General features: G+C 54.9%; 13 protein-coding genes, 3 tRNA genes and 1 pseudogene. 7 read left to right on the top strand and 10 right to left on the bottom strand.

Annotated features, from left to right (window positions below):
- Positions 1-29: 29 nt before the first annotated feature.
- Both TH30_RS11525 and TH30_RS11520 read right to left on the bottom strand, forming a co-directional pair.
- The gene (locus TH30_RS11525; RefSeq protein ID WP_181850245.1) at positions 30-1,073 is read right to left on the bottom strand and encodes a flagellin N-terminal helical domain-containing protein; all 1,044 of its coding nucleotides are present in this window, start codon (positions 1,071-1,073) and stop codon (positions 30-32) included.
- A gap of 259 nt (positions 1,074-1,332) precedes the next feature.
- Positions 1,333-2,721, bottom strand: coding sequence for a class I SAM-dependent RNA methyltransferase (locus TH30_RS11520; RefSeq protein WP_114098236.1), 1,389 nt, complete (start codon positions 2,719-2,721; stop codon positions 1,333-1,335).
- Positions 2,722-3,114: 393 nt separating this feature from the next.
- On the opposite strand from TH30_RS11520, the gene TH30_RS11515 reads away from it, so the two are divergent.
- On the top strand, positions 3,115-5,739 hold the full coding sequence (locus tag TH30_RS11515) for a bifunctional diguanylate cyclase/phosphodiesterase (RefSeq protein ID WP_114098235.1): 2,625 nt from the start codon (positions 3,115-3,117) through the stop codon (positions 5,737-5,739).
- Between the two features lie 137 nt (positions 5,740-5,876).
- On the opposite strand, the gene mgtE is transcribed toward TH30_RS11515, so the two are convergent.
- The 3 genes from mgtE to TH30_RS11500 form a co-directional block, all read right to left on the bottom strand.
- Positions 5,877-7,280 (bottom strand): magnesium transporter, encoded by a 1,404-nt coding sequence (gene mgtE, locus TH30_RS11510; protein WP_114098234.1) that lies wholly within the window; start codon positions 7,278-7,280, stop codon positions 5,877-5,879.
- Positions 7,281-7,437: 157 nt separating this feature from the next.
- Positions 7,438-9,729, bottom strand: coding sequence for an NADP-dependent malic enzyme (locus tag TH30_RS11505; RefSeq protein ID WP_114098274.1), 2,292 nt, complete (start codon positions 9,727-9,729; stop codon positions 7,438-7,440).
- 388 nt (positions 9,730-10,117) lie between these two features.
- Positions 10,118-10,204 (bottom strand) — tRNA-Leu (locus TH30_RS11500).
- 127 nt (positions 10,205-10,331) lie between these two features.
- Between TH30_RS11500 and lipB the strand changes: the two genes are divergently transcribed.
- The 3 genes from lipB to TH30_RS11485 all read left to right on the top strand — a co-directional run bounded on the left by lipB (position 10,332) and on the right by TH30_RS11485 (position 12,884).
- Complete coding sequence (lipB, locus tag TH30_RS11495) at positions 10,332-10,994, top strand: lipoyl(octanoyl) transferase LipB (RefSeq protein ID WP_114098233.1); 663 nt, start codon at positions 10,332-10,334, stop codon at positions 10,992-10,994.
- Between the two features lie 65 nt (positions 10,995-11,059).
- Complete coding sequence (locus TH30_RS11490) at positions 11,060-12,007, top strand: diguanylate cyclase (RefSeq protein WP_114098232.1); 948 nt, start codon at positions 11,060-11,062, stop codon at positions 12,005-12,007.
- A 337-nt stretch (positions 12,008-12,344) separates the two neighbouring features.
- The gene (locus TH30_RS11485; protein WP_258548693.1) at positions 12,345-12,884 is read left to right on the top strand and encodes a hypothetical protein; all 540 of its coding nucleotides are present in this window, start codon (positions 12,345-12,347) and stop codon (positions 12,882-12,884) included.
- Between the two features lie 343 nt (positions 12,885-13,227).
- Here TH30_RS11485 and TH30_RS11480 read toward each other — a convergent pair.
- The 3 genes and pseudogenes from TH30_RS11480 to TH30_RS11470 form a co-directional block, all read right to left on the bottom strand.
- Positions 13,228-13,401, bottom strand: a pseudogene (locus TH30_RS11480) (GTP-binding protein); the annotation flags it as partial.
- A 92-nt stretch (positions 13,402-13,493) separates the two neighbouring features.
- Positions 13,494-13,826 carry a DUF4169 family protein gene (locus TH30_RS11475; RefSeq protein ID WP_114098230.1) on the bottom strand — a complete coding sequence of 111 codons (333 nt, stop codon included), beginning with the start codon at positions 13,824-13,826 and terminating at the stop codon, positions 13,494-13,496.
- A gap of 140 nt (positions 13,827-13,966) precedes the next feature.
- Positions 13,967-15,085: a hypothetical protein gene (locus tag TH30_RS11470; protein ID WP_114098229.1), complete on the bottom strand. Its 1,119-nt coding sequence runs from the start codon at positions 15,083-15,085 to the stop codon at positions 13,967-13,969.
- Positions 15,086-15,421: 336 nt separating this feature from the next.
- On the opposite strand from TH30_RS11470, the gene TH30_RS11465 reads away from it, so the two are divergent.
- Together TH30_RS11465 and TH30_RS11460 are read left to right on the top strand one after the other, a co-directional pair.
- Positions 15,422-15,498, top strand: a tRNA-Arg gene (locus TH30_RS11465).
- A gap of 56 nt (positions 15,499-15,554) precedes the next feature.
- Positions 15,555-15,631: transfer RNA gene (locus TH30_RS11460), tRNA-Arg, on the top strand.
- Between the two features lie 86 nt (positions 15,632-15,717).
- Here the strand turns inward: TH30_RS11460 and TH30_RS11455 are convergent.
- Entirely contained in the window at positions 15,718-17,373 is a 1,656-nt protein-coding gene (locus tag TH30_RS11455; protein WP_404969463.1) for a methyl-accepting chemotaxis protein, read from the bottom strand.
- Between the two features lie 691 nt (positions 17,374-18,064).
- On the opposite strand from TH30_RS11455, the gene TH30_RS11450 reads away from it, so the two are divergent.
- Positions 18,065-18,586 (top strand): glycine cleavage system transcriptional repressor, encoded by a 522-nt coding sequence (locus tag TH30_RS11450; protein WP_114098227.1) that lies wholly within the window; start codon positions 18,065-18,067, stop codon positions 18,584-18,586.
- Between the two features lie 56 nt (positions 18,587-18,642).
- Here the strand turns inward: TH30_RS11450 and TH30_RS11445 are convergent, their stop codons facing one another.
- Positions 18,643-19,803, bottom strand: coding sequence for a GGDEF domain-containing protein (locus tag TH30_RS11445; RefSeq protein WP_114098226.1), 1,161 nt, complete (start codon positions 19,801-19,803; stop codon positions 18,643-18,645).
- Between the last annotated feature and the right edge of the window lie 68 nt (positions 19,804-19,871).

The following is a 19,871-nucleotide window of genomic DNA, read 5'->3' as shown; positions in this document are numbered from 1 at the left end:
TTTAAATAATTACGGCTTTACGGAAGATATCAGGCATCGACAGACACACGGTTTTGCGAACGATCAGCCCCGCCACCGCTGTTTGATGTCGCATGACCACCGCTGTCATACCCGCCAAAGACCGGCGTGGAATAGGATTGTGTGGTGTTTGCACCCGACGATTGCCCAAAGGTTTCCTGTGCCAGCGGATCACGTTCCTCGGCGTTCGGGTCAAAGACCGGCCTGTCATTCTGTTCAAGGAACGGATCAGGTCGTGGTTCAGGCAAGCCGAACCCGCCAATACTGACCGTCTGACTGGCAAGCTGGGTGGCGATATCCCCAAGATAGGCCTGCAGATTTGCCGAAATACGCGACCTGATATCCTCGGCACCGGATGTTTCGGACGCCGCCAGTTGGGCCTGGACAATATTGTCGCCTGCAACCTGTGAAACGCGGTTTTGATCCTGCGCGACGGCAAGACTGCCGCGATCAGCCGACAATGAAATCTCGCGATCACGCAATGCCTGCTGCGCTTCATCAATCAGGGCACGTGCATTTGAAACGCCCGAACCATCCGTCAGGTCAATTGATGAAAGCCCCGTCGCCAAATCCTCGGTCGACGATGCATAAAGTTCGACATTGATCCGGTTATCTGACGACGTTCCGGAACCGACCTGTACCGATATCGTTTGATCCGCATCCAGAAGGTTCCGGCCATCGAAGCTGCTGTTTGCAGCAATATCGTCAATTTCGCCCAGATAATCTTCGATCTGGCTATTAAGTTGCGCACGCTGCTGCGCCGAAAGGTCCGGGCTTTCTTCTGCGATTTCGATCAGGGATTCAATTTCGTCAAGCGCATCACCGATGCGCGACAAATCACTTGATGCCTGTGTCAGAAGGTTGCTGGCACTGCCAAGCGATCCACGAAGCTTTTCTGTGGTGTAACTCGCACCACGAAGCGAATCGGTATTGCGCTCAGAACTGCCCGATGATGTGGAATACTGGCTGCCATCAGACGCAATCAACCGGTTCTGCGGTGCAATCGCACGCGCAGTGTTGGTATAGATCGTAAGCTGACTCGCAACTGGTTCCATTGCTTTTCCGCACAAACAAGCCGGCGAGGCAACTACATGCTGCACGGACAAAGAAATTGAAATCATTCAAAACTTTGTCCACCTGACCTTCCTGGTGTCCGGCGGAAATACCAGCCATTAGTATAGATTATTAGCGATGAAACATTAAGCCAAATCGCACAATCAAGGCGCGATTTTAAAAACCCCCACCCAATCTGGGCGCAATCATCCTGTAATTCCGTCTGCAAACTTCAATCCGGGCTGCCCCGAACAGCCCGGATCAGACCGCTTTACGGCGCAGAACAGCAAACAGTTCCAGATGTGACGACCACAGGAATTGATCCACCGGGACGACCTTTTGAATTTCATAGCCGCCATTGCGCAACACACGCATGTCGCGCGTAAAGGTCGCCGGATTACAGGAAACCGCAAGAACCCATTCAGGTCCGCCTGTTGCCAGTTGCTCGCACTGTGCCAATGCGCCTGCACGCGGCGGATCAAACAGCACAAGATCAAATGCCCCCAACTCAGCCGCAGTAAGCGGCTGACGGAACAGGTCACGTTTGACAACCTTTATCGGACTTCCTGACTGACCCACGGCATATTGCAAAAGTTCGACCGCACGCGGGTCACTTTCAACAGCAGTCACCGACCGGCGCTTGCCATGCAAGGCCAATGCGAATGTAAAGCTGCCGACCCCGCAGAACAGATCGGCGACCTGTCTCGGTGCAATTTCATCCAGTGCCTGCTTGACCGCATTTACAAGGGATTGCTGACCATCAAGCGTTGCCTGCAAGAACCCGGCAGGCGCAATCGACACTTCGACATTTTCAAAGGACACCAGCGGCGTATGCCGGGCGGCAACCGGTTCATCCGGACGATCCCCGACCTGCCAGCTCAGACGCGCAAGGTTCTGTGCCCCGGCGAATTCGGCCAGGTCCTGACGCATATCAAGATTGGGGTCCGCACTGGCCTGGATCAGAACATCAAGTCCGTTATCAACAAGGGTAACAAAGACCTCCTTGATATCGCGCGCGTAATCTGGCGGACAGGATGTCAGGAAATCGACAAAGGCAGAACGGAACGCCATCAATTCCGGGCGCAAAACAGCGCAGTCAGGAACATTCAAAACCGTATGACTGAACCGGCCATGGAAACCGACAAACACCCCCGTCGCCCCGACATGAACGGAGAAACCCGCGCGACGGCGACTTGCCGGTGGCGAAATTTCAACCTCGGCAATCAGATCATCTGCATCCTCGGGATCAATCCCCGCCCGCAAAACAGCGGTTTTGGCCTTGTCATATTTCCACGCCCGGTAATCATCGTCGCTCATATGCTGAAGCGCACAGCCGCCACATTCCTTGAAATGCGAACAGCGTGGCGGGTTGAACGCACCGGTGCGGGCAATTTCCTCGATGACTTCGGCGCCATATCCGTCACCGCGTTTCTGACGCAGGGCAACCCGCACTTCATCCCCGGGCAACACGCAATCAACATAGACCAGAACCGCTTTACCATCCGGAGCCTGAATATGCGCAATGCCATCACCACGCGCACCAACCTGTTCGATGGTGACGGGCGCTTCAAAACCAATCAGCGGATCACGCCGGGACGGTTGACGCTTGCGTCCCCCACGGGCACGGGGATTGCGGTGATGATGTTTCATAAACTCTCTCTCGGGGGTGATCTTCGTCACACTTTTATCTGGCAAATTATCGCGGCTACCAGAAGCCAGCCTCAGATACACCAGTTGGCGCGCCACGAACAGGGGCGAACAAAGATTTAATCCTGCGTCTGCCCGCAAAAATGGTGCAGACGCCCCGGCAACGAACTTATTGCGCAAAAAATTATATGCAAATGAACGCGACTAAACCCTTAAAATCCTGTAATAATGGCACCATTAAACATAGAGCGAATTGCTTATCGTCTGCGTGACACAAAACCGTTTGTAAGACATCATACGCATGATGCCTTTGCAAATGACGTGACGAATGCGTTTTTTTTTGCGCGCATATCCGGGTTTGGGGAACCTGTTTTGCGGGTCACGTATGGGGGAGAGATGGAAGAAGAAAACAAACAAGCTGATGAAAATGCATCCACGCAAACGTCCCGTTTGAAGAAACGGGCATTGTTGGCAGGTTTTCTGACGGCAGTTTTCCTTGGCTCTGTGACTTTCTTTTTCTGGCAAACGTTTGAAAAAAATCGTCGTACCATTCTTCTGTCCGCAGCCCAGATTACAGCCACGTCTGTAGCCCAGCAAGTCAGCCAGATTGTCACAAGCAACCTCGCCGTTCTTGAAAGCTTTGCGGATAACTGGCAGGACGGCGCGCCCGAGGATGAACGCGCATATCTCTCGATTGCCACCCCGCTGCAAAGCCGTTTTCCGGCGCTGCAGGCAATCAACTGGATTTCGCCCAATTACCTCATTTTATATGTAGCCCCGATCAAGGGGAACGTTCCGGCCATTGGTGCTGATCTGAAACGCCATCCGATGGCAGGCCCGGTTCTGGATATCGCCCTTGATCAGCGCAGGACCCAGATCACCCCGACACTTGAACTTCTTCAGGGCGGGCGCGGATTTGCGGCCTATAGCCCGGTTCTGGGCCGTGATGGCGAGATTATCGGCATCATCAACGGGGCATTCCGCATCCGCTCCATGCTGGCCTCGGTCATCAATACCGAACAGGTCGAAGATTACACCGTGCGTGTGCGCGAAGGTGACACTGTTCTGTTTGAAATCCGTGGCGAAGGGGATGACGAACAGTTGCAACGCACCGTCCCGGTCGAGATTGTCGGGCGTCAGTGGCAGGTCGATGTCATTGCCGACCCCAAACTTGCAAGCCAGCACACCATCAATCCCGAACTTATTTTGCTGTTCGGGACGCTGGTAACGGCGTTGTTTACCGTTCTGATCTTCATGCTGACCAACCGGCAGAAAACATCATCCCGACGCCATCTGCATCACATCAATGCCGGTGATGATATCAATGACCTTGCTTTGTCGATTACCAAGCTTGATGGTCATCTGAAATCAATGTCGCCGGAAACGGCCGAATTCTTTGATCTGCGCGAAGAAGATTACGGATTTATCCGCTTTTACAATCTGGCGCCGGAATTCCAGTCCGACGGAACCGCTTCGCGTCGATCCCAGGAAAAGATGCTGCTTGCCATCAATCGCGGCGAGGAAGAATTACGTCGTGAATGGATTGTCCGCAGCGCCGAAGGCGTTCATGTCGTCTGCAATCTGGCGATGAAGCCATCCGCCAGCAATCCTGATTGCGTTGATATCACCCTGCATCACAATCCGGCGGCCAACGCATCGGTTAATCGGTTGCGGTATCTGGCAACGCATGACCCGCTTACCGGGCTTCCGAACCATGCACTGTTTGAAGACCGCCTTAATCAGGCGGTTGCCCATGCCAAACGGTATGAAAAGCTTCTGTCGGTTCTGGTGGTTGATATCGACAATTTCCGCGCCATCAATGACCGGTTCGGCGCAGATATCGGTGACGAAACATTGCGCACCATATCCGGGCGTCTGCGCGCGACAGTGCGTGAAAAAGACACCTGTGCCCGGTTCTCGGGGGACATGTTTGCGATTATCGCAACCGACCTGTCAGAGGCCGAAGGCGCGGCACTGGTTGCCGAACGCGTGGTCGAAGCCATGTCACAGCCGATCCAGACCACGACGGGCGAAGAAATCCGTCTGCATGTCAGTGTTGGTGTCGCCCTGTATCCCAACGATGCGCGCGCACCGTCGCAATTGCTGGCCAATGCGGATGCCGCAATGTATCGCGCCCAGAAATCTGCGGAATCGTCTTATTGCTTCTTTGTCGAGACGATGAACAACGTGATGCATGCGCGTCTTTCAATGGAAACGCAATTGCGCCGTGCGGTTGATGAAAAGCGCTTTGTCCTTGAATATCAGCCGCGCTATCGGACATCCGACCGCACCCTGACCGGGTTTGAGGCGCTGTTGCGCTGGATTGATGACAGTGGCAAGCGCCGCCTGCCGCCTGACTTTATCGCGGTTGCCGACCGGACGGGGCTTTTGTCACCACTGGGTCAATGGATCATTGAAACCGTGTGCAAACAGATCGCCCAATGGCGTGAACAGGGCTATGTCCCGGTTCCGATTGCATTGAACGTTTCAAGCCGCCAGTTCATTCAGGCTGACCTGATCAAGAACATCATTGATCTTACGGCTGAACATGAAATTGATGCCGCCATGATCGAGATCGAGGTTTCCGAAGACATCGCCATGCGTGAACCTGAACGCGCGCTTGGCCAGTTCTATCGCTTTGCCGAGGCGGGTATTGGCCTGACGCTTGATCACTTTGCGGCGGGCAATACGTCGCTACGCTATCTGAAACGCTTCCCGGTTCAGCGGATCAAGCTGTCAAAATCGCTGTTCAATCTGGCCCTTGATGAGCAACCCGAAAACAGCATCCTGCAACCGGCAATCCGGCTGTGCAAAAGCCTTAATCGCAAGGTGGTTGCTGTGGGTGTTGAAACCGAAGAACAGCTTGCCGTGCTTCAGGCTGCGGATTGTGACGAGATGCAGGGCTTCTTGCTGTCTGCACCACTTGATGCAATCGACACCGCCGAACTTCTGCCCCGGCAAAAGAGCCCGGCGCGCCCGAAAGCAACATCAAGTCCGGCAGAAGACGAACATTCAGGCTAGCTTTCGCAAATTGCCTGCTCATTGATTCGGCAGCCTAAAAACCAAAAGCCCCGCAGCATTATCTGCGGGGCTTTTAATTTGCAAATCCGGCAGCCTCAAACACTGCGCTTGCCAGATACCGACTGGATTATTGAGGCCTAAAGCAGGAAAATCGCTGCCAGTCCAAGGAATGCAAAGAAACCGACAACATCGGTAATCGTCGTCAGGAACACCGATGAAGATACAGCGGGATCAATACCCGCACGTTCCAGACCAAGCGGGATCAGGGCACCAAACAGCCCGGCAAAAAGCAGATTGATAATCATCGCAGCGCCAATCACACCGCCCAGCAAAAGATCATCAAACCAAAGCCATGTTACAGCTCCGGACAAGATGGCAAATGCCAGCCCGTTCAGACCACATACAGCGACCTCCTTGCGGATCACACGCCATGCGTTGGTGCTGGTCAGCTCACGCGTGGCAATCGCACGCACCGCAACAGTCAGGGTCTGCGTACCGGCATTCCCGCCCATCGAGGCCACAATCGGCATCAGAATCGCCAGTGCGACCAGCTTTTCAATCGTCCCTTCAAACAGGCCGATGACCACCGACGCCATGATCGCGGTTCCCAGATTGACCAGAAGCCAGGTAAAGCGGGACCGGGTGGTATCAAGGATCGCACTTGAAAGGTCATCCTCCTCGCCGACACCGGCAAGGCGCATCATGTCTTCTTCATATTCCTCGTCGATAACGTCAACGACGTCATCGACCGTGATCACACCGACAAGACGACCGGAATCATCCACAACCGGTGCGGAAATAAGGTCACGCTGACGGAACAGATGGGCGACGTTTTCCTGTTCCTCGGTCACAAGGACCGTGCGCATTTCATCGGACCCCATCACATCACGCACCAGCACCGGACGGTTGGTGCGGATCACACGCGACAAAGGCACGATGCCGACCGGGCTGTAACGCGGATCAACGACGATGATGTCGTAAAAGTCATCCGGCAGATTTTTGGCCGACCGCAGGAAATCGATGGTCTGGCCGACCGACCAGTAATCCGGGATCGCCACCAGCTCGCGCTGCATGATACGACCGGCGGTATATTCCGGATAGGAAAGTGCTTCTTCAACACGCGCACGTTCGATATCGGAAAGCGCGCCAAGAAGTTCGCGCTGTTCGTCGGCATCAAAATCCTCGATGACCTCGACAACGTCATCTGAATCAAGCTCTGTGATGGCCTCGGCCACCACATCCGTGCCGAGCAGGTTGATGACTTCCTCACGAAGGTCATCGTCAAGTTCGGTCAGGAATTCCGGGTCAAAGTCGGGGCGGATCAGTTCGACAAGTTGCGCACGCTGGTTCGAGCTTGCCCAGCCCAGCAAATCTGCAATGTCGGCAAAGTGCAATTCGCCAAGCAGTTCAGACGCAGTGTTGCTGTCTTCCTCGCCAAGGGCGTCAAAGATTTCGCGCGCATATTCAGGTGTCAGATCGACATATTCATCGCCGGTGGATGTATCCGCCGGACGGTCGAGTTCATCAACTTGACCTGCCATCTGCCCCTCCCTGAGTTACGTGCTGCTGTTTGCGCCCTGCACCAGATTGAAACTGTCTTATGAAAACGCCGCGCCGGGACGTTGATGATCAAAATCCCGACACGGCTGTTTCTGCGCTATCGCATGGCCCCGGTCAAGGGGCGCAACGACAGATATTTTATTGGCCTTCCTGACTACGCGTTACCGCATCAACAACCGCGATTGCAGTCATATTGACGATACCGCGCACCGTGATCGACGGGCTGACCACATGTGCCGATTTCGCAGCACCGACCAGAATCGGACCAACCGGCAAACCATCACCCAGCATCTTGACCAGATTATAGGAGATGTTGGCAGCATCAAGGGTCGGCATCACCAGAAGGTTCGCAGCCCCCTTAAGCATCGAATGCGGGAAGATACGATCACGGATCGGCTGTGAAATTGCCGCATCGGCATGCATTTCACCTTCAACCTCAAGGTCAGGCGCCTGCGTACGGATCAGCTGAAGCGCGTCGCGCATCTTGCAGGCCGACTTGTTTTCGTGACTGCCGAAGTTCGAATGCGAAATCAAGGCGGCCTTGGGCGTAATGCCAAACCGCTTGACCACATCGGCTGCCATGATCGTGGTTTCAGCCACATGTTCAGGGGTCGGGTCAACCGACACATAGGTATCGGTCAGGAAGAAGGTCCCCTGCTTCATGATCATCATATTGACCGTCGAGAAGTCGGTCACGCCTTTCTGCAGGCCCACAAGATTGCGGACATAGCGCAGGTGACGCAGGAAACCGCCCTGACAGCCACACAGCATCGCATCCACTTCACCACGACGCAGCATAAGGGCTGCGATCACGGTAGGACGTGTACGCACGATGGAACGCGCATATTCCGGGTTGATCCCGCGACGTCCCATGATGTTGTGGAAGTCCTGCCAGTCCTGTTCGAAATGCGGATTGTCATCCGGATCATGGATTTCAATCTGTTCATCAGGGATCAGACGCAAGCCAAGTTCGGTGATGCGTTCCAGGATCACTTCGCGACGACCAATCACCACCGGAACGCAGACGCCGTCATCGACAAGCACCTGACAGGCCTGAAGAACGCGGCGCGATTCGCCTTCGGGATAGACCACGCGTTTTTTATGTGCGCGTGCCATGTCAAAGACCGGCTTCATCACCAGACCGGACCGGAAGACAAAGCCTTCAAGCTGCTGACGGTAATGATCGAAATCCTCGATCGGGCGTTTGGCAACACCGCTATCCATCGCAGCCTTTGCCACACGCGGCGGAATTTCAAGCATCAGACGTGGATCAAACGGTTTGGGAATAAGGTATTCCGGACCGAATTTAAGTTCCTCACCGCCATAAGCCGTCGCAACAACGTCCGAAACCTCTGCGGTTGCCAGATCGGCAATCGCCTCGACCGCGGCAATTTTCATTTCCTCGTTGATCTCGGTCGCACCGACATCAAGCGCACCACGGAACAGGAACGGGAAGCAAAGAACGTTATTCACCTGATTGGGATAATCGGTACGCCCCGTCGCCATAACGGCATCCGGGCGGATTTCCTTGACCAGTTCAGGCGATACTTCCGGGGTCGGGTTGGCAAGCGCCATAATGATCGGGCGTTCACCCATCTTGCGCAGTTCGTCCTCGCCCATGACATTGGGCGCAGACAGACCAAGGAAGATATCAGCCCCTTCGATCACGTCACTTAATGTGCGGGCATTGGTTTCAATGGCATAATCCGCTTTCCACGGATCCATTTCTTCCTGACGGCCCTTGTAAACGACACCAAACCGGTCGGTGACCGTGATGTTGTCCTTGGGCAGCCCCATCGACACCAGAAGGTTAAGACACGCAAGCGCGGCGGCACCAGCCCCCGATGTCACCAGACGGACCTTGTTGATATCCTTGCCCGTGACACGCAATCCATTCAGAACCGCAGCCGCGACACAAATCGCCGTTCCGTGCTGGTCATCATGGAAAATCGGAATGTTGCAACGTTCGCGCAATGCTTTCTCGATGATGAAGCATTCAGGCGCCTTAATGTCTTCGAGGTTAACACCCCCGAAAGTCGGCTCGAGTGCAGCGACGATATCGATAAATTTTTGCGGGTCGGTTTCGGCGACTTCAAGATCGAACACGTCGATATTGGCGAACTTCTTGAACAGAACGGCCTTGCCCTCCATCACCGGCTTGGATGCCAGCGGGCCAATCGGGCCAAGACCAAGAACAGCCGTACCGTTGGAAATCACCCCGACCAGATTGGCGCGCGCAGTATATTCCGCCGCCGTATCGGGGTTTTTGACGATTTCTTCACATGCAAACGCAACACCCGGCGAATAGGCCAGGGCAAGGTCACGCTGGTTGGCAAGTGTCGTCGTCGCCGTTACGGACAATTTCCCCGGGGTGGGATACCGGTGATAGTCCAAAGCTGCTTCACGCAGCTTGTCATTTCTATTTGCCATCATAATACCTTTTAATTTCAGGTATTTACATTAATTAACCAGAAAATGGTTAAATCCTGATAATTCGTTCTAGTGGGAAACCCAGACTAAATGAGTTTTCCCTGTGATTGAAGCACTCAGTGCAACGTTCTGCCAAAGGGCTGCATTGCATAATTTTCAACGCGGCACTGCACAATAAATCAATCAGTTGTATCGCAACCGCGTTAACCCGACCGGCCCCGCCCAGAGCTGGCTGACAAAAACATTGTAGGGGATATATGGGGAAGGTCCACAAACGAAAAAACCCGCCGTTTCTGGCGGGCTCTTTTATCGGGAAACTCCGGTTGCCTGACCCGCAATCGAAAACCCGGAAACAAAAAAGCCCCCTCTTGAAAAGAGGAGGCGTTTTTGGTGCGGTCGAGAAGACTCGAACTTCCACGGGGGTTAGCCCACAGCGACCTCAACGCTGCGCGTCTACCAATTCCGCCACGACCGCATATTGTCTGCAGCAAAGCCCGTGAGGTGTAGAAGTGGGCTTGCCTTGGCGCGGAAAGGGAGATAGCAAATTGATTACCCCTGATCAAGGGCTCATTTCACTTAATTTCATTTATTTGTCAGGAAAAATGCATTCCATCGCCCCAACCGCGCAAATCATCGAGTGGCGCACCACCCCGGAGTTGGTTCCCTACCCCGAAGCCCTTGCTGAAATGGAGGCCCGCGCCGAAGCGATCCATGCAGGCGAAGCCAATGAACTTGTTTGGTTTCTTGAACATCCGCCACTTTATACGGCCGGGACCAGCGCCCATCAGGAAGATTTGGTCGATCCGGATCGCTTTCCTGTCTATGACGCGGGTCGCGGCGGGCAATATACCTATCACGGACCGGGTCAGCGGACGGTTTATCTGATGCTGGACCTCAAGAATCGGGGCCGCGACGTCCGGGCATATGTTCATAATCTCGAAGAATGGGTGATTCGCACCCTGGCTTTGCTGGGCATCAAGGGTGAACGACGCGATGGCCGCGTTGGCATCTGGGTCGTGCGTGAAGATGGTCGGGAAGACAAGATTTCCGCCATTGGCGTGCGCGTGCGCCGCTGGGTGACCTTTCACGGGATTGCAATCAATGTCGCACCGGATCTTTCACATTTCGGCGGCATCGTGCCCTGTGGCATTTCCGAGCATGGCGTCACCAGCCTTGCCGACCTTGGTGTCGATATTTCTATGGATGAGCTCGATCGCCTGTTAAAACAAACGTTTAGTGAAGTCTTTTCTGGGCCAACTGAATGAGTGACACGTCGCAACCAGCACCGCCCAAACCCGCAATACGCAGGGGCAATGACACGGGCCACAAAATGCCCGAAAGCGTTGCCGATGGCGGGATGGCTGATGCTGAACGCGACATTCTGGCCGAACTCGAAAAGGCCCTGAGCGAACATATCGCGCTCATTCTGCGCTGGAATCGCAAACTGATGCTTCCTGATTCTCCGAGTCCATCGGAACATGAAGAGGATGATCATGATTGCGATTTTGGCGCCTGGTATGCGCTTAACCGGCATAATCGGCTGATAGACCAGCCTGCAATGCATGCGCTGGCCACAACCCATCAACAATTGCACGATTCGGCACGACGGCTTTTGAGCGCGCGCGAGGTCGATGGCGAAATCGATTCGGCCGAGTTCGATATGATGGCGCTTCGTGCCGAATCGTTCTTTGCACAAGTACGACGTCTTGAACGCGCATTCCGCACCGCAAGGTCCGATGTTGATCCGCTCACCGGCACCTATAATCGTCAGACGATGCTGGGCGATCTCAATGCCGAACGCGAACGGTCGATTCGAACCGGTGTCCCGACGGCCATTGCCCTTGTCGACCTTGATCACTTTAAATCGGTTAACGACACTTATGGCCATCAGGCTGGTGACCTTGTGTTGCAATCGGTTGCCGGTATCCTGCAATCGCATGTCCGCCCGTTTGACAAAGTCTATCGCTATGGCGGCGAGGAATTCCTGATCTGTCTGCCCAATGCAGACATGAAGCAATGCGCGCGCGTGCTTGAACGTCTGCGCCGGGTGATCGAGGCATCACCTGTCACGATTTCCGACACCACCAACCTGCCGGTCACAGCCTCTATCGGTGCTGCCCCCATGACCAAAAGCCGGACCGTCGAACAGATCATCGAAAAAGCCGATCAGGCGCTTTATGCCGCCAAGGAAGGCGGACGCAACCGGGTCCGTGTCTGGCGAAACCCGGATGGCAAGGCCCCGGCGTCAAAGTCCGCAACCTCAAAATCATCCGGCTAAATCTGCTCCTTCGACAAGAAGCATGCGCGTCGCAACAGATGCCCCACGCCCTATGCCTGTCATCAAGACCTGAAAGCGCTATTTTTTTAAGCGCGACTGAACCTGTGGCAGACGTTCAGATCAGCACATATTTTCAAGCTATTAGCCTGGATGTCTGCGTAAATTCACTTCTTTGCATAAAAAATTCTACCAAAGCGCAATCTTGTCTTCACAAGTTGGAAACATATCTGCAAACTATAATAATAAAAGGCAGCACGGTTTCGGCCCAAACGCCGACAACAAAGAATGGCTGCCTGCTTGGGAGGGAATTCGGTTCTATCTGAACGGAGGCCCCTGAATGTCCAGTTCTATGGATTTCGCGCCTGGCGATCCCGCTTTGATGCTTACGGTGCTACGCAGTGCCGAGGCCAATCTTGACCGCAACATGTTGTTGCGTCGTGTCCTTTCCCTTTTCTGCACAGATGATGATGGCAATCAGATTGCCATTGAAGACGGCCCGGATTTGCAGCGGCGCATCGACAGTGCCATCGCCAATCTGCGACTGGCTGGTCTGATCCGCATCACGGCCGGTGACGAGCTTTCCATCACCTCGCTTGGCACGGCCATGATGATGGCCTATCCGCTTGGTATTGATGATGGTGTGCTGTGCTCTCTTCCGGCGTTCCGCAACCAGATCTACGAGACCTATGCACCGGTCGTGCATGAACGCCATCTGCCCAATTCGGCCTATGGTTCTGGTTTCTCGGCGGGTCTGGATGCGCATCGTCTGACAGAAAACCCCTACCCGTCTGATTCCCGTGATCATGAAGACTGGCTGATGGGATGGGACGAGGCCCTTGACCAAAGCAAGCGTGAAGCCGAAACACTGTTAAACTGATGACCCGTTTGACAGTGAAGTGATTTGAAGATTTGCGACCGGCACCAGATGAAAGACGATCTCCTGGTGCTGTGATTTGAATACCCGGCAACAAGCCGGTTCTGCCGTGCATACCCGATGTGACGGCTCAGTTCTGCCCGCGTGTATTGCAGTGTTGGCATCAGGCCCTTGTCACTGCGCTTCTGACACGGGTGGCGATACCTTGCCCCCTCTCCCCATCCAAAGCCGACCAGACCTCTCTCAAAGCGCCTGGAGGCACGCTATCTGCCCATCCATGGGATAGGAACACATGCAACCGGCAAAGCTCGCCAACGATCACTGAAACCGCAAGACCATTAACGGATTTCAGTTCGACGAGCTCAAGGAGCTCTTCGTCATCAATCTGGTCAACCTTGTTCATGGACACGACCAGTGCCGGAACGCCAACCTGACGCGCAAGCATAATGTGCTCGCGGGTCTGTGGCATCGGGCCATCTGCTGCCGAAACAACTTGGATGCCACCGTCTATCTGTGCTGCAAATGAAGAGTCCCGTCACATCCGGAACGATGCCTGTTTGGCAAACCGCCCGTGAATGCAGGTTCTCTGTTGATGGCCGTTTCAGCCGAGTGTCAGGCCGGATCGTTGCTGCTTTTATCGCGTGAGAAGATCGACACAACGTTCTCCGGCTTAGCCGACGGTGATTTGGGCTTGTCAGAACTGTCGGATACTGGCGGGTTCACCGGCGTATCAGCATCTTTATCACCTGTGCTGTCACCATCGCCAACCGGCCCGATTCGCTGATGCGCATCAAGATGCTTTTGGGCTGCCTGCTTTTCCGCATCCGAAAGTGTGCGCTCATGCCGCGTGCGCCCGTGCATCGCCCGGTTCTCGTCCGCCTTTTTGGCCTTTTCATTGCGCTGCTTGCGTTTGCGTGCCTGACGCAGATTGACGAGATCGCCCATCACTCTCTTCTTGCCCGGGGTGGATAAGGCATCGCGATCGCAAAGACCACAATGCATGATCGATCAAAAACAAACGGGTGCTTCGATTTCCCGAAGCACCCGTCAGAGCCGTTCTTAAAATCCCTTATGTCCGACCGGACTTAGCGCACGAAAACATGCACCTCGTTGGACGAAACAGATGCGCTGGTGGCATCCGATGCATGAACACGCGAGCTTGGCATACCCATATCGGTCAGCGACCGAAGAACTGCCTGCGCATTACGCTTGGATTTGTTTGAATTCAGCGCGACTTGCGCCGGGGTACCACGATTCGGCGTTACCGCGACAACGTCAAAGCTGGCCTGCGGGCGGCGTTCCAGAACGCGGTTCACCGCGTTATAAAGCGCCTGCTCGTATTTCACGCTGGCAGTGTCGAAACGGATGACGACCAGCGGGCGGTCACCGGCTGCTGCCATGCGCGGGCTAGCCGACGCGGGAGCGGCCTGTGACTGGAAAACCCGCTTGGAAAGCGAATCCCCGAAGATTTCACCGTTTTTAACAGCCAGTGCCAAAGCGTTCAGGTTCGCACGTTCGGTGCTGACATAGGATGTCTGACGCGACAGGCTTTCGCTGATTTCGTTCAGGAGACGATCAATCAGCACCGTGGTGCGGTTGGTTTCGTCTTCAAGCAGGGCAAGCTGACGATGGTCTTCGTCAACAGCACCGGAAACCTGATAGGCGGAGCGAACAGACTCAAGCAGGAAAGTCGAAAGCGTGCTGTCAGCAGCAACCTTGTTCGCCAGCGAGTTCAGTGCGGCAATATCGTCATTCACCAGGTCCAGCTCGGACTGTGCGGTGTTCCACTGCTGCACAAGAACCGGGTTACCCGGGGTCGTGCCAACCTGCAAACGTGCGCTGATCGCAGCCACAGTGCCGTGATAGGCCTGCGAATGCGAGACAGTCTGTCCGCGAAGCTGTTGCAGTTCATTGTTGTGTTGGTTCAAAGCCGCCTTGAGACGGTTGAGCTCCTGCTGCATGTTCTCGACTTTGGAACCGACAAAGGTTCCGGTCTGAGACACACCGGTCAACGGCTGTGTGCTTGCAGCAACATCGTAACTGGTGGTGGCATTAGCACCGACCGGCTCGGATGCGACCATGTTTTCCTGGGTCGTATCTTCTTCACCAGCAAGTGTTGGCCAAAGGGCCTCAGAAGAAAAAGAACATCCCCCCAGCATCAGGGCGGTGCCGATTACGGCAAGGTAGGTTTTACGAACGGCCATTTCGATCTATTACCTAAGTAGAAATATGCGAATCTCCCTGGGCCTGCTTTTTTATGTGGTGAAACAAGCCCCTGTTCCCCCGGGATTGAATGCATCTTAGTCCACGACCACTTGTGGAACAAGACGCATTTGCCCCTTTTTTGCCGAGTCTTGTCCATAAGTCCGACAAACCGGACAAAGCCGGGCAAAACAAGTGCGTAGCAGTCCCGTAAACCGCGCCTTACGAAAAAATACCTTTTTTTGAAATTTACTGCTTGCAATGCCCTGCTCGTTTGCATAAGTTCCGCTCCGCCGACGGGGAGCACACCCAAGCAAACCGCCGGAAATTAAGGCAAAGCGCCCGTAGCTCAGCTGGATAGAGCATCTGACTACGAATCAGAAGGCCGGAGGTTCGAATCCTTCCGGGCGCGCCATTGAAAGGCTCGACGTTACCGCGTCGAGCCTTTACCATTTACGTAAGCTTGAAAAAGCGCCCGTAGCTCAGCTGGATAGAGCATCTGACTACGAATCAGAAGGCCGGAGGTTCGAATCCTTCCGGGCGCGCCAGTCAAAGGCCCGACGTTATCCGTCGGGCCTTTGTTCTTTTCCGGTAAAAGTCACGGGAAGCAGTGTCTTGCTTCCCGGTTTACGAATCACCTGCGCACTGCGCCAAGGAAGGTCGAAACCGATCCCTCAAGCGAGCTGCTATCATCCTGAAGATTGACCGCAGCCCCGTGCACATCCTGCGAGACACCACCAACTTCCTCAATTGACTGCGCAAGTTCACCGATGCTGCTGGCAAAGGTCTGAACACCGTCTGAAGCCTTGCCCGCGCTATTGGCGATCTCGCGGGTTGCAGCACTTTGTTCTTCAACAGCCGATGCAATTGCCGTTGAAATCCCTTCGACCCGGCCGACAACTTCGTCAATACGTCCGATGGTTTCGACAGCCGCACTTACCGATCCCTGAATGACGCTGATCTGTTCGGAAATTTCATCAGTTGCCTTGGATGTCTGGTTAGCCAGCCCCTTGACCTCGTTGGCAACAACCGCAAAGCCCTTGCCTGCCTCCCCGGCACGGGCGGCCTCAATCGTCGCATTCAGCGCCAGAAGATTGGTCTGGGCTGCGATATCCTGAATGATCGTCACGACTTCGCCAATCTGGCGCGCCTTGCCGTCCAGATCGCTGATATTGGTCGTCGCAGCACTGGCTTCCTGTGCCGCTTCGCGCGAAACGTCGGCGGCCATGGCGACCTGCTGTCCGATTTCTTCAATCGAGGCCAGAAGTTCCTCCGCGGCAGAGGCAACAACCTGCACATTCTCGCTGGCCTGATCCGCACCGCCAGTGGCGTGCGACATGCGGGAACGCGCCGTTTCGACAAGACGCCCCATCCGTTCGGTAATTTCACCCAATGCCGCAGCAGCCGAACTGACCGATGCCACCGCCTTGCCCGAACTTGCTTCGAAATCATCAGCAACCTTGATCATTGCCTGCTTGCGGGTTTCCTCTGCGCGTTTTTCGGCAGCTTCGGCCTCTTCTTCAAGCTCCCTCGCCCGCAAGGATTTGTCCCGGAAGTTTTCAAGGGCAGCGGCCATCTTGCCCATTTCATTGCTTTGCCCGATATGGGGAATCTCGGTTGCCAGATTTCCATCGGCCATTTTGCCCATCACGGCCGCCAGGTTCAAAATCGGGCGTGCCTGAAGTTTGCCTACCATAAGGGCTGCAACAATCGCCGCCACCAGAACAATCAACCCGATAATGATCGCTTCACGCGCAGCCGCATTGGCACTGGCAAGAACAGCATCACTCGGAACCGCCCCGATGATCGTCCAGATTTGCGGCGCATTGCCGAACTGCACAGACAACGCCACCAGATAGCTTTCAACCCCGTCAAGCTCGGCGGTCACAAATCCCTCGGAACGGGCGGTAGCAACCTGATCAGGGCTCACGCCGGTATCTTCAAGCTTCGCTGCCAGCAACTCCGGATCAGGATGGGCCACCACCGAACCGGTATCGGTCACAAGCCAAAGACGCCCGACGCCGAACGGCTTTTCTTCTGCTACACGTTTCTGAAGGGCACTGAGTTCAAGATCGACACCAGAAACCGCAATAACCTTGCCATCGACAATGACCGGCGTCGTCGCCGACGTCATCACCACCTCGGAATTGTCATTCAGGGTCTCGACATAGGGTTCAAGAACCGCAGGCAGTTTGCTTGCTTCGGAAACCGCAAAGAAATCTTCGCCGAAATCTCCGGTCGCATCATAATCGGCCCCGGTATCCATGACGACATTTTCGCCATCTCGCACCCAGTAAGGGGTGTAAATCCCCGCAGAATCACCGCCAGATTTGCCGACCCAGTCCGCATCGGATCCGCCCAAAACATTGGGGCGGGCCAAAGTCCATGTACCAAACCATGCAGGATGATCAAGAAGCGACTGGCGAAGGGTTTGACTAAGAACCTCACGGCCATCGCTGCTGCTTGCGGCCTTGCCGTTTTCAGCAACAGCTGCGGCGGTATCGGCAAAACCGGAACTTGCGATCAGTGCGGCTTCCACCACGCCCGACATGTCATTTGCTGCAGACCGTATTTCACTTCGCATCTGTGAAATACCGCTATTACGTGCAGCATCAAACGCGCGACTGGAAGATTGTGCAATGACAATGACCAGGGCCAGTGCAACCACAATGGCAGAAAACAACGCGATCTTTGCGCCGAGTGCGAGATTGTTCATGGATCCCCCTTGTCATCCGCAGCCCGGCCTTTGTGCCCCAAGACCAGCCAGGCATCCTGCGGGATGAAGATGTTACCCCGCCAAATGGTGGAGCAATCCGATACCAAGGGATAGAGTGCCTGAAATATCGGGCTTTTTCAAATATCTAACATGCGAGAATATCCGCCGGCTTTAAAAGAAATGGGCGTCGTGCCTTGCCGGTGATATGCTTTTTCCAAGGCCAAGGCCAAGACAAGCCCCACGATGATGTACGAGGAGTGCCTACATGAAAGCCAATACCAGAATAACGATTTCTTGCACCGACCGCGTCGGTCTTGTTTCTGATATTTCCGGACTGCTTTTTGATATTGGTGCAAATCTTGGCCCGACATCCTTCGGTTTGGATGGCAACACCGCAAAGTTTGAAACCAGCTGTGAATTGCCAGATGATTGCCCACCGTCAGAATGTGCCGCCGGCCTTGCCGAACTGTCACTTGAAAATGCCGATATCTCGGTCGAGGCAATCGCCGCCGCCCCGGAACTGGTCGGTGCGCCCGGTGCCACTCACCTGATCGAATGTTCCGGCATTGACCAGCCCGGACTGATCGCGCGTCTTTCGGAAATTTTCATCGAATATAACGCCAATATTGTCCGCATGGCGGCATCGGCAACCGATGAAAAAGATGCCCGGATTTACACGACACGCTTTGCTGTCGCCATCCCGGCCGAACGCGCAAGCAACTGCCTTGCAACCCTTGCCAATACGGCGGGCTCGATGCGGTTGCTGTTCAAGTTTGACGAACTCTGAATTCTGAAATCCGGGAACTTTGAACCGGTGTCCCAAACGGGGTGCCGGTTCCCTGATTACGAAACAACCCGGTTGCGCCCGGCCTGCTTTGCTTCATAAAGCTTTTGGTCGGCACGTTTAAGAACATCCCACGGATCGGTTGCGTCCTCATCACGTTCGGAAATGCCCACCGAAATCGTGACGGAAACGGTCTTGTTCTTTTCCGGGATGACGATCTTGTTTTCCGCAATGCGTTTGCGCAGCGCTTCAAGCGGCCCCTGCGCCTTCTCGATGCCACGTCCGGCAAAGACCACGGTGAATTCCTCGCCACCATACCGGAATGCCTTGCCACCGCCGCCAACTCGCGCCAGTTCGCGGGCCACCTTTTTCAGAACGATGTCACCGACATCATGCCCATAGGTGTCGTTGAACTTTTTGAAGTGGTCGACGTCAAGCATCGCAATTGCATACTGATTGCCAAGTTCCGCCATCGCATGACCAAGGGCGCGACGCCCCGGCAATCCGGTCAGATCATCGACAAATGCCATCCGCCATGCTTCTTGCGCCAATCCCGCCAGGACAACGCCGGTGGCCGCCAGATATCCATACTGGATAATGCCGGTGCCCATCACGGTTGCCACATCAATGGCAATAATCGCCGCAGCAAAACTTGTTTCCAACGGCTTGTGCCGGATCAAAAGCAACACAATGGCGACGAACGAAACCACCATCGCGGGATGCGGCATTGCGCCCATCAAACCGGTGCTGGCAAAGAACCGCGTATCGAGCAGATGATAAAGCGCCGATCCGACATCGGGCTGACCGGCCAGCATCAGCATGACGAAGATCTGCAATCCCAGAACCAGCATCCGGGCAATCCCGCGCGGGTTCAAAACCCCGCGTTCTGCCGTAAAGCCAAGAATCAAAAGATTGATCGGGATCAGATAAAGGGTCGCAATGCGAAGAAATGCCAGACCATCGGGCGAGAAACCCGCCCCGTTTCCCACCAGAAGCCAATAGCAAATCAGCAACAGCAACATGACAAAAACCGCACGCCCACGGTTAAACCACCATGCAATTGCACCGCCAAGCATCGCCAGTAAGAACGGACCATACCGGACAAGTCCGGACAGCTCGCCAGGCACAAGACCGGGCGATATCGCCAGAGCCAGACAGGCCCCCATGATCAGAACGGGTGCCATACCAGCCGAGACAATGATGGAATAAGCGCGACGCATGGGTCGTTTGTTCTACCTGCTGATTTGACCATCGGGGCAAATGCGGAGCCGCCCCCGGATATCGGCGG

The sequence above is a fragment of the Thalassospira profundimaris genome (genome assembly GCF_003326795.1).
Classification (GTDB): Bacteria; Pseudomonadota; Alphaproteobacteria; order Rhodospirillales; family Thalassospiraceae; genus Thalassospira; species Thalassospira profundimaris_C.
This window is presented reverse-complemented; position numbering and strand designations above follow the sequence as displayed.

What these genes read in the sequence shown, in the direction of transcription:
- TH30_RS11525 (WP_181850245.1), bottom strand. Translation starts at nt 1,073, where the DNA reads ATGGAACCAGTTGCGAGTCAGCTTACGATCTATACCAACACTGCGCGT.
- TH30_RS11520 (WP_114098236.1), bottom strand. Translation starts at nt 2,721, where the DNA reads ATGAAACATCATCACCGCAATCCCCGTGCCCGTGGGGGACGCAAGCGT.
- TH30_RS11515 (WP_114098235.1), top strand. Translation starts at nt 3,115, where the DNA reads ATGGAAGAAGAAAACAAACAAGCTGATGAAAATGCATCCACGCAAACG.
- mgtE (WP_114098234.1), bottom strand. Translation starts at nt 7,280, where the DNA reads ATGGCAGGTCAAGTTGATGAACTCGACCGTCCGGCGGATACATCCACC.
- TH30_RS11505 (WP_114098274.1), bottom strand. Translation starts at nt 9,729, where the DNA reads ATGGCAAATAGAAATGACAAGCTGCGTGAAGCAGCTTTGGACTATCAC.
- lipB (WP_114098233.1), top strand. Translation starts at nt 10,332, where the DNA reads ATGCATTCCATCGCCCCAACCGCGCAAATCATCGAGTGGCGCACCACC.
- TH30_RS11490 (WP_114098232.1), top strand. Translation starts at nt 11,060, where the DNA reads ATGCCCGAAAGCGTTGCCGATGGCGGGATGGCTGATGCTGAACGCGAC.
- TH30_RS11485 (WP_258548693.1), top strand. Translation starts at nt 12,345, where the DNA reads ATGTCCAGTTCTATGGATTTCGCGCCTGGCGATCCCGCTTTGATGCTT.
- TH30_RS11475 (WP_114098230.1), bottom strand. Translation starts at nt 13,826, where the DNA reads ATGGGCGATCTCGTCAATCTGCGTCAGGCACGCAAACGCAAGCAGCGC.
- TH30_RS11470 (WP_114098229.1), bottom strand. Translation starts at nt 15,085, where the DNA reads ATGGCCGTTCGTAAAACCTACCTTGCCGTAATCGGCACCGCCCTGATG.
- TH30_RS11450 (WP_114098227.1), top strand. Translation starts at nt 18,065, where the DNA reads ATGAAAGCCAATACCAGAATAACGATTTCTTGCACCGACCGCGTCGGT.
- TH30_RS11445 (WP_114098226.1), bottom strand. Translation starts at nt 19,803, where the DNA reads ATGCGTCGCGCTTATTCCATCATTGTCTCGGCTGGTATGGCACCCGTT.